Below are 546 nucleotides of genomic sequence, written 5' to 3' on the forward strand. Positions count from 1 at the left end.
TTTTTTACAGAATCAGAAAATTGAAACTGTTGCGGCAAAGCTTAATGTAGAGACAGAGATTTTAGCATCAGATTTTTCAATCTTGTTAAGAGAACTAGAAAAGAATGGTTTTCTTTTAAAAAAGGAAAACTTGATTAGTGCGTCAGATTCGATTTTTGATCTTAAAAAATTATGGGCACCTGTAACACCTATTATACATATTATCCAGAATTGCAATAGCCCTTGTATCATGTGCGATTGCTGGAAGATTAAGGAAAAAAATTGGCATACTCCAGAAAGTTTAATACCCTTATTTAGAATGTTGAAAGAAAAAGGAGCTGCCTCAGTGATGCTTTCTGGGGGAGAACCTTTAGTGCATCCGAGGCTTAAAGATATTTTATTAACGTTGAATGAACTAGGTCTGCCTGTTGAATTAAATACCAATGGCATCTTATTGCATAAAAATTTATGGATTTCACAGTATGACATAAAAGAAATTGTTGTTTCTATGGATTCGACTAGTGTCCAAGGATATTATGATATACGGGGGGCGAATAAATTTGATCG

At 33.7% G+C, this 546-nt stretch carries 1 protein-coding gene; it reads left to right on the top strand.

The window, feature by feature from the left end; all coding sequences use genetic code 11:
* On the top strand, positions 1-546 hold a 546-nt coding region (locus ACFIL8_RS12565), incomplete at both ends, for a radical SAM protein (protein ID WP_375690110.1).

The organism is Bartonella sp. AP57NXGY (assembly GCF_042195805.1).
Classification (GTDB): Bacteria; Pseudomonadota; Alphaproteobacteria; order Rhizobiales; family Rhizobiaceae; genus Bartonella.